Consider the following 7972-nt stretch of genomic DNA (forward strand, 5'->3'; position numbering starts at 1 on the left):
TTCACGAAAAGTAAAGATCATACACCTTTTGCACCTTTTCTTGCATAAGCTGTAAACTCACATTGCGTCCCTCACGTAAAAACTCCTTTCCATCAAAAAAGAGCAGCATTGCCGGAGCGGAAAAGATATTGAATTTCCCAGAGATTTCAGGAATTTCGGCGACGTTCGCCTCTACCAAAACAACTTTTGGAAAATTTTTGGAAAAAAGCTCTTTCACTTTCTCTTTCAAGACGTCACAAACATTACAGTTTGGAGCACTGATATACAAAAGCACGGCTTCATTTGATTCGATAGCATTTTGTACTTCCTCAATTCTTTGCAGTCTCTTCATCGCTCTCCTCCCATTCAATATATTTACCCTCTTTTTTCACATACTCCAAAAAAGCTTTATAGGTCTCATCATGTATCAAAGTTGAAGCATCCCCTATGCAGATAAGTTTTCGCTTGGCCCTTGTGATCGCGACATTGAGACGTCTGAGATCTTTTAAAAAACCAATTTTCCCATTTTCATTGGAGCGAACAAAACTGATGATGATCACCTCTTTTTCTCTGCCTTGAAAGCCATCGACTGTTTTGACTTCAATGATACGCTCATCTGTTTCTACTAGCTTCTTGATTCTTTTTACCTGCGCTGCATAGGGGGAGATGATGCCGATATCCTCTGTTTTCAAACCCATTGATAGAAGCTCCTCACTCAATGCACTAACGATTTTTGCCTCTTTTTCATTCTCATAGCTGGTACTACGCTGAGCCAACATCTCTTTGGCTTCCACTCCTTTTGTATCCACAAATACCAAAGGCTCGCAACCCAGTATGGCCTCAAATCTTTTAGGCTCTTTTAGCTCAAAATCACAAATGGTGTGGTGTTTGACACTTGCATCAGCTATCAGTTTACCCTCATAAAACTGCTCATTGCTAAATTGCATGATCTTTTCATGCATTCTGTACTGTATGCGAAGCATGGAAGCATTTTTCGGATACTGTATAATCAGTTTTTCAAACAAAGACTCTTTCAGCTCTTTTGAGTCACTCACAACAGTTGGCGGAAGCTGCTTGTGATCTCCGGCAATGATAAATCGATTGGCATGCATGATGGGAATCAGGGTAGATGGGATGATCTGCTGACTTCCTTCATCGATCACCGCCACATCAAAATGAAAATTTTTGAGCATATCGGACATGATCATTCCATTGGTCGAAAGAACCACGTCTGCATTTTCGATGATATTTTTGTACACCCGCTCCTCTTCAAACCTTAAATTTTTGATAAGCGAATCGATCTTTCGATCCAGTTTTATCCATTTGGCCATAGACTGCATCGTCGCTACACTGACACCTCGCATACTCTTACCTCTTGCGGCCAATGTCATGATGCGATCATGACTCATTCCTCTCGCTCTTGCCTGGGTTGGCTTGGAGTGCTGTTCTCGCTCTTTCACCAACACTCCTATCTCTTCCCACCCCTTTTTTATCGCCTCGGCTTCCAGACTCTTCTCATACTTTGCATGGATGCTGAACTCTTCCAGTTCATACAGGATTCTAGCAGGATGGCCGATACGAACAAGGCTGATGTCATGACTGGCAAGACGTTGCAGCATATTGTCAACGGCAGTGTTTGAGTCCGCCGTGGCTAAAACTTTGTTGCCCCGCTTTACTTCTTGTAAGATAAGTTCGATCAAAGTTGACGTTTTTCCGGTTCCCGGAGGTCCGTGGATCAAAAAAACTTCACTCCCTAAAGCCTTCTGTACAGCTTCATTTTGCGATTCATTGAGTTTCGTAACAACTTCAAAACTCTGTTTTTTAGGCTCTTTTGGCTCCCATATGCCAAGAGCGAAGTTTCGCATACGCCTTTGCACGCCGGTAGCATGCTGCAAGAGATGAAGATTTTCTTCCATCCTTTTAAATGTTACATCATTGATATATAGATCGATTCGAATGCCATCTCCGTAAACCCACTTTGGAGGTTTCTCTTCAAAAGCTACTGTGATAAAGTTTTTTCTCACTTCACTCACTGTACCAGTAACATCACTTTTAAGAGGCTCTCCACGTGAAATAAGCACGATGTCTCCAGAACCGATCTCCGTATCGATGATACGGCTTCTTCCAAATTTGACAAAATAGAGATTGAGCCGACTGGGCTCCTTGGAGCCTCTAAGCCCCAAAATCGCTCTACCGTAGATTTCACGCTCAGCTCCGCTTAATGCCTTTATCTCCCCTATAGTCGCTTCGATCTCCGCTCTTCTTTCGGTATTGATCAAATATCGGTACCGCTCACAAAACTCATGGATCTCTTTGATCTCGGCTTCCTCTTCTCGTGAGGGGAAAAGGGATTTATCCAGCCTCTTTTTGACCCGTTTTTTCAGGCACAGCAGCGTTTTACCATTTGCATAGTAGCTCTTTTTGATATCGGAGAGCTTGATGCCAATCTTTTTTAAAGCTTTTTGCAGGTCACTTCCACTCAAAACTTTTGGTACAATGAAACAGCTCAATGAGCCTCCTTGATTTTTAAACGCATTTTAGTACAAAGGGAAAGAATATGCAAAAATCTGTCTTTGTAGCCGGATGGGAAGATTTTATGACAAAAAAGTTTTTGGCTATCACTTTTGTTCCATTTTTTTTGACACTTTTGCTTTTTACAGCCATTTTCTATGGCGGTGGACAGGAAATCCTTCACATGCTTGAGCAACTTGCACAAAGTCCTAACGCTATTAACGATCCCTCACTTGCCCTTTTTGCAAAAGAGCATCCTATCCTTGCATGGCTTGCAAGCAATTCCGTTACCCATTTCATTATCGCTACGTTGTTAACCGTTCTTGGAGTGCTGTTTGCTATTTTGCTCTCCACTGCCACCGCTACGATCATCATGGGATTTTTCACTCCCTATATCATCAAAGAGATCCATAAACGTCACTACAGCCACTTAGATATTGGCAAAGGACTTGGGATCATCGAGTACATGGTACTGATGGCAAAGATCATCGTAAAAAGTATAGGACTCTTTTTGCTCTCTTTTATACTCTACTTCATCCCTCTGCTCAATGCCATTGCACTCAATATCCCTTTTTACTATCTTTTCCACTCCTTTTTGAGTCTCGATGTGGGAGGAGAGATCATGAGCAAAGAGGAGTTAGAAAATATTGTAAAGAAGTATCGTTTCAAGATTATGGGAACGACGGGAGTACTCTATCTCATCACTCTCATACCGATGGCCGGTATGATACTGCAGGTCTATTTTGTAAGCGTTATGGCACACCTTTTCTTTCGGCTCAAGTGAGCTTCTTCTCCCACTCAAGCGCCGTTTTGCAGATAAGCTCCAGATCGTTGTATTTTGGTTTCCATCCCATTTTTTGTTGAATTTTTTGGGAATTTGCTATGAGAATGGCCGGATCACCGGCTCTTCTGCCAGTAATTTCCACCAAAAAATTGTAATGACCCCTTACTTTCTGCACACCTAAGCCACTAAACGAAACACTTCCGCAGGTGTTTTGTACTGCAGCGCTGAATGTTTTCGTTTTTGGTTGTAAAAATTGATCCATTCTCCAATGATTTTGTTTGCCTCCTTGAGTGATTTGAAATTGTAGTGCCAGATACACTCTTCCTTTATGGTTCGGAAAAATCTCTCAATCATGCCATTCTGTTCAGGAGTATAGGGAGTGATAAATTCCTGAGTAAAATTGTAATCTTGAGCTGTTTTGGTGAACGATTTACTGCTAAATACTAGGCCGTTATCGCTTCGAAGGATAATTGGCTCTTGTAGTCGTTTGAGTTTTCCAAAGCGATAGATTAGACCTTCTTGCAAAACTGCCTCTGCTGTTGTTGCTTTACCGCTTTTAGAAAGTCTCCATCCAACGATTTCTCTTGTATAAGTATCAATCACACAAGCCAAAGTACTCCAGCCATCACCGCTACTGTATACACGGGTCATATCAATGGCCCATCTTTGATTGGGATAGTGTGAACGCGAAGGCATCATTTTGGCTCTTGGCCTATGGCCTTTGGAACGCTTTCTTACCTGCCAACTTTTTAGTTGCAGAATGCGCTGCACCGCTTTTTTGTTCATCCCAAGCAGCAAAGCTAAACGACGATAGCCATACGTTGGAAACTTTTCAATCATCTCTTTGACTTTTTTAACACGCCCCTCATCTAGTTTTTGCATTCTTTTAATTGGTTTATAATAAAAGCTCCTGCGTGGAAGATCAAAAAGAGAACAAAGCTTTGTGATGCTGATTGAGTAACCTTCATTTCTCATCTCGCTCTGAACTTGCATCACTTCTTCTCTTTTCCGAACAGAGCGTCGTACTTTTTTAATGCGATATTCTCCAATGTCAATTCACCTATAACTGCCTTCATATCTTTTATCTTCTCTTCATACATGGCAGCTATATCTTTAGGTCTGGCTCGAAGCTGATTCTCCATCCCTCTGCAAGCCTCTTCCATCCACTCCTCTATTGCTCCAGGTGCCAAATCATACTTTCTCGCAACTTCAGATACTGTAGTTTTTCCTTGAAAAATATCCATGACTATGGAAGCTTTCTTCTTTGCTGTAAAACGCTTTATCTCTTCTTCATTTATATTTAATTTCTCCATCTTTGACCCTTTTATCTTTCACTCTTTATGTATTATATCCTGTGCAGTTGGGCTGGGGGTCAGTATATGTAAGCATTCGCAGTATCTTTTAAAATCTGCTCGCTCATCAGTTTGCTTTGGCCGTAAGGATTGATAGGATATGTGGGAGCCTCTTCTGTGATTCCACCCATTGGTACACATGCTGGCTCTCCATAGACTGCTGCTGTAGAAGAGAAGATAAACTTTTTCACTCCGTTTTTTTCAGCCTCTTGTATCAAATTGGCGGTATTTGCAGTATTGTTTAGATAATATTTCAATGGATTTTCTACAGATTCTGGAACAATCAAGGCAGCCGCAAAATGGATGATGGCATCAAATCTGTTTTTTTGCATAAAATCATACAAAGCATCCCAATCAGACAGATCAAGCCTCTCAAAAACAAAATCTCCATAATGCTGTTTCAAGCGATTAATCGTCTCTTGAAAGCCTGTCGAGAGATTATCGATAACCGTGATCTCGTATCCACCCTTTTTGAGTAGCTCTTTGACTACATGTGAGCCTATATACCCTGCACCACCAGTTACGAGTATCTTTTGTACTAATAATCCTATTATCGCTTCGGATTATATTCTGGAACAATCTCTCTTAGAGTTTTGATAATATCCTCTTTTTTTTCACATTTCAATAAATATTCTATTTGATATTGTAGTTTGTCAATGCTATAGTTTGTAGATTCTGCAACAAAAATATCTTTATATTTTGTTTTTTTGCTTGCTTCATTAAACAAAAGTTCTTCATAGAGTTTTTCTCCTGGTCTTAAACCAGTAAACACAATTGCATTATCGTCTTTTCCAGAAAGTTTTAACATCTTTTTAGCTAGGTCAACTATCTTTACAGGTTCACCCATATCTAATATAAAAGTTTCTCCAGTTTTAGCTAAGCTTCCAGCTTGTAATACTAATTGACATGCTTCAGGGATAAGCATAAAATATCGAGTTACTTCAGGATGGGTCACTGGTAAAGGTTTATTTTGTGAGATTAATTTTTTAAATTTTGGTACCACGCTCCCACTGCTTCCTAATACATTACCAAAACGTACAGTACACATTTTTGTATTTTTTGAATCTACGTTTTGGACATAGAGTTCACATACTCTCTTTGTTGCACCCATTATATTGGTTGGACGTACTGCTTTATCTGTGGAAATAAATATAAAATCTTGAACCCTTCGTTTTATTGATAGATCGATGACATTTTTTGATCCAAGAATATTATTTATCACTGCACTTCTTGGATTATATTCACATATGGGAACATGTTTATAAGCAGCTGCATGAATAACAATCTGGGGCTCTTCCTTTTCAAAAACCTCCTCTAGAGCATCTTTATCTACAATATTAATAAGATAAGGTTTTCTAGGCAAATGCAATTCTTCGTTTATTACATATAAATTATATTCACAATTATCCACTAAAACTAATTTTTTTGCTCCATATTTCTCACATTGCCTTGCTATTTCACTTCCTATACTTCCACCAGCGCCTGTTATAAGAATTTTTTTATTTTTCACAAAAGCTCTAATGGCATTTTTATCTAAATCCTTTGGTTTTCTTGCTAAAATATCTTCTATAGATATATCTTTTATTCTTTCTTCGAAAGGATTATAAATTTTAACATTTACTATCCCCTGACCATGTAAAAAATCTACTAACTTATCAAGATCTTTCTGAGACAACTCTTTCGTAATTATCGCAGTTTTTATTTTATTATCTACATTTTTGATATCATAAACTTTGTATCCATACATATATGTACCAACTATATTTTTTTCATTATCATATATTTTTATAATTGAGTAAGGAATATCTTGTTTCAAAAGTGAAATAGCTTTATCATTCGCACCAAATATAAAAGCCGGGGTCCTATTCATTGATATTTTTTCATACATTAATCTTTTTGAGATTCTAAAAAAACCAATGAAAAGTATAGATAAGAAATAATCTATAAAAATTACACTTCTAGGAAATGGTGAAAAGATATCTCGAAGTAGTAAAAGAGTAGCACCTCCCAAAAAATAAGCCAGTGTTGTGGCCATAAGTAAAGATTTTAGCTCCTGGAGTGAAAAAAAACGCCAGCTAACAAAATAGAGTTTAAAAAGATAATAAAAAAATATTTTAAATAGAATCAATACTAATGCTATATTAAAAAAATTGTAAAGATACTCTTTTGGAATGGAAAAATTGAAACGAAGAAGGTAAGCAAGATAGAGGGTCAAAAAGGAGATGACAATATCACCTAGCAGAAAAAAAAATGCTCTTTTCATATTCGTAGGTTTAAGAAAATTTGATAATTTCACAAATCTCCTTTACCAGGTTTTTGGTAAGCGTGGTACCGCTTGGAAGGCATAAACCCTTTTTAAATAATCTCTCACTTCTACCATTGATATAGCTTTTTGCCCCATTAAATAAAGGCTGAAGATGCATTGGGTTCCAAAGAGATCTGCTCTCAATCTGCTTGTCTTTTAATTTGTTTATCACTTCCCACGGGTCTTTTTCTTTGAAAACAATAGTTGTAAGCCATCTTGTCCCTCTAGTCCCAGGAAGTTCTGGCATAAACTTTTCATCCAAAAACTCTTGATACCAGTGAAAAATCTCTCTTTTTTTCGCAATTCTTTCTTCTATGACTTCCATCTGCCCTACACCAATGGCTGCTAAAATATTACTCATACGGTAATTGAAACCAACTTCTTCGTGGACATATTCTATAAATCCAGGTTCTTTAGCTTGGGTCGAAAGAAATTTTGCTTTTTGTATAAGCTTTTCATCATCACTCACCAATACTCCGCCACTACTTGTTGTTAAAAGCTTATTTCCATTGAAACTAAACGCACCAAAAATCCCAAAGGTCCCAGAATGCTTTCCTTTGTAAAAAGCTCCTAGACTTTCAGCCGCATCTTCTATAAGGTAGATATCATTTTCCTCACAAAGTTTTTTAATTGGATCAATATTAGCTACCTGTCCATAAATGTGTGGGAGAATAACAGCTTTTATATCATTTTCTTTGATAGCTTTTTCCAAAAGCTCTACATCCATGTGCCAATACTCATCTACATCTATAAAAATTGGTTCATTTCTTTCATAAAGAATCGGATATACTGAACCAATAAAAGTAAAAGTAGATACTGCGACTTGTGAGTCTTTCACTCCCAAAACCTTCAATGCCAAATGCAAAGCACTCGTAGCATTGCATAACGCAACGGCACTTTTTACATTTGTATACTTTTTAATAGATTCCTCAAATCTATCAATAAACTCTCCATTTGGTGCGATATAGTTACTTTCAAAAGCTTGTTGGATATATTTTAGCTCTTTTCCACTCATATGAGGAGGTGAGAGAAAAATCACAT

Annotated in this window: 8 protein-coding genes and 1 pseudogene; 1 reads left to right on the top strand and 8 read right to left on the bottom strand. The window is 38.0% G+C overall.

The genetic code is table 11. From position 1 onward, the window contains the following. Position 1: 1 nt before the first annotated feature. Positions 2–331 carry a thioredoxin family protein gene (locus tag NIS_RS06655; RefSeq protein WP_012082613.1) on the bottom strand — a complete coding sequence of 110 codons (330 nt, stop codon included), beginning with the start codon at positions 329–331 and terminating at the stop codon, positions 2–4. After that, complete coding sequence (locus NIS_RS06660) at positions 309–2489, bottom strand: IGHMBP2 family helicase (RefSeq protein ID WP_012082614.1); 2181 nt, start codon at positions 2487–2489, stop codon at positions 309–311. Before NIS_RS06660 ends, NIS_RS06655 begins: the two co-directional genes overlap by 23 nt. A 47-nt stretch (positions 2490–2536) precedes the next feature. Between NIS_RS06660 and NIS_RS06665 the strand changes: the two genes are divergently transcribed. Further along, entirely contained in the window at positions 2537–3274 is a 738-nt protein-coding gene (locus NIS_RS06665; protein WP_012082615.1) for an EI24 domain-containing protein, read from the top strand. Here the strand turns inward: NIS_RS06665 and NIS_RS10205 are convergent. The 6 genes and pseudogenes from NIS_RS10205 to NIS_RS06690 all read right to left on the bottom strand — a co-directional run. Continuing rightward, positions 3267–3446 (bottom strand): annotated as a pseudogene (locus NIS_RS10205) (UDP-glucose 4-epimerase GalE); the annotation flags it as partial. The gene NIS_RS06665 and the pseudogene NIS_RS10205 sit on opposite strands and share 8 nt — an antisense overlap. A gap of 5 nt (positions 3447–3451) precedes the next feature. Beyond that, positions 3452–4267, bottom strand: a complete 816-nt coding sequence (locus NIS_RS06670; RefSeq protein ID WP_012082616.1) for an IS3 family transposase — start codon at positions 4265–4267, stop codon at positions 3452–3454. Continuing rightward, a complete protein-coding gene (locus NIS_RS06675; RefSeq protein WP_012082617.1) occupies positions 4267–4587 on the bottom strand; it encodes a transposase in 321 nt (106 codons plus the stop codon). Before NIS_RS06675 ends, NIS_RS06670 begins: the two co-directional genes overlap by 1 nt. A gap of 59 nt (positions 4588–4646) precedes the next feature. Next, positions 4647–5180 (bottom strand): SDR family NAD(P)-dependent oxidoreductase, encoded by a 534-nt coding sequence (locus NIS_RS10210; RefSeq protein ID WP_349674939.1) that lies wholly within the window; start codon positions 5178–5180, stop codon positions 4647–4649. Then, the gene (locus NIS_RS06685; protein WP_012082618.1) at positions 5177–6922 is read right to left on the bottom strand and encodes a UDP-N-acetylglucosamine 4,6-dehydratase family protein; all 1746 of its coding nucleotides are present in this window, start codon (positions 6920–6922) and stop codon (positions 5177–5179) included. The genes NIS_RS10210 and NIS_RS06685 overlap by 4 nt, the downstream gene beginning before the upstream one ends. Further along, entirely contained in the window at positions 6900–7970 is a 1071-nt protein-coding gene (locus tag NIS_RS06690) for an aminotransferase class I/II-fold pyridoxal phosphate-dependent enzyme (RefSeq protein WP_012082619.1), read from the bottom strand. Before NIS_RS06690 ends, NIS_RS06685 begins: the two co-directional genes overlap by 23 nt. Between the last annotated feature and the right edge of the window lie 2 nt (positions 7971–7972).

The organism is Nitratiruptor sp. SB155-2 (assembly GCF_000010325.1).
GTDB lineage: Bacteria > Campylobacterota > Campylobacteria > Campylobacterales > Nitratiruptoraceae > Nitratiruptor.

Bases quoted from the DNA above. Each gene is read 5' to 3' on its own strand.
- NIS_RS06665 (WP_012082615.1), top strand. From the start codon at position 2,537: ATGCAAAAATCTGTCTTTGTAGCCGGATGGGAAGATTTTATGACAAAA.
- NIS_RS06675 (WP_012082617.1), bottom strand. From the start codon at position 4,587: ATGGAGAAATTAAATATAAATGAAGAAGAGATAAAGCGTTTTACAGCA.
- NIS_RS06655 (WP_012082613.1), bottom strand. From the start codon at position 331: ATGAAGAGACTGCAAAGAATTGAGGAAGTACAAAATGCTATCGAATCA.
- NIS_RS06670 (WP_012082616.1), bottom strand. From the start codon at position 4,267: ATGCAAGTTCAGAGCGAGATGAGAAATGAAGGTTACTCAATCAGCATC.